General features: G+C 59.1%; 2 protein-coding genes. Both read left to right on the forward strand.

The features are described from left to right. Nucleotides 1-65: 65 nt before the first annotated feature. Nucleotides 66-356: a transposase gene (locus tag Ate02nite_RS48550; RefSeq protein ID WP_275423013.1), complete on the forward strand. Its 291-nt coding sequence runs from the start codon at nt 66-68 to the stop codon at nt 354-356. Further along, nucleotides 353-623: IS3 family transposase (locus Ate02nite_RS48555; protein WP_369076752.1), on the forward strand; the 271-nt coding region annotated here is incomplete at its 3' end. The genes Ate02nite_RS48550 and Ate02nite_RS48555, both read left to right, overlap by 4 nt.

The raw sequence follows: 623 nt of genomic DNA on the forward strand, positions 1-623 counted from the left end.
GAGCCGCCATGATCTTTCCGGACAGGTGCACCAAGTAGAATTGGTTCGCCTGGGAGGGAAAGTGAATGGCTCGTCCGAAGAGAAGTTTCTCGCCGGAGTTCCGGCGGGAGGCTGTGAAACTCGTCATTGATGAGTCGCGTCCGATTGTTGACGTGGCACGCGAATTGGGTATCGGCGAGGGCACGTTAGGGAGCTGGGTGGCTCGATATCGCCGCGACCACGTCGACGAGGAACCGACTCTGTCGGTCAACGAGCGGGAACGTCTGCGGCAGCTGGAGCGTGAGACGCGGGAGCTGCGGATGGAGAACGAATTCCTGAAAAAAGCCGCAGCGTACTTCGCCCGGGATCATCGGTGAGTGACACGTTCGAATTCATCGACGCCGAGTACGCAACCTCCCAGCAGGACAAACACCCATTGTCGCCATCGTTGACGAAAATGTGTGTATGGCTGGATGTTTCCCGATCAGGGTATTACGAATGGCGGAACAAGCCGGCCTCCGCGACTTCTCGCCGGCGTGAAGAATTGAAGACTTTCATCGTTCATTTCTTCGAGGCGTCCGACGGCACGTACGGCTACCGGCGCGTCCACGCGGACCTGGCCGAACACGGCATCCCCTGTGGCC

This window comes from Paractinoplanes tereljensis (assembly GCF_016862435.1).
GTDB lineage: Bacteria > Actinomycetota > Actinomycetes > Mycobacteriales > Micromonosporaceae > Actinoplanes > Actinoplanes tereljensis.

Bases quoted from the DNA above. Each gene is read 5' to 3' on its own strand.
- Ate02nite_RS48550 (WP_275423013.1), top strand. From the start codon at position 66: ATGGCTCGTCCGAAGAGAAGTTTCTCGCCGGAGTTCCGGCGGGAGGCT.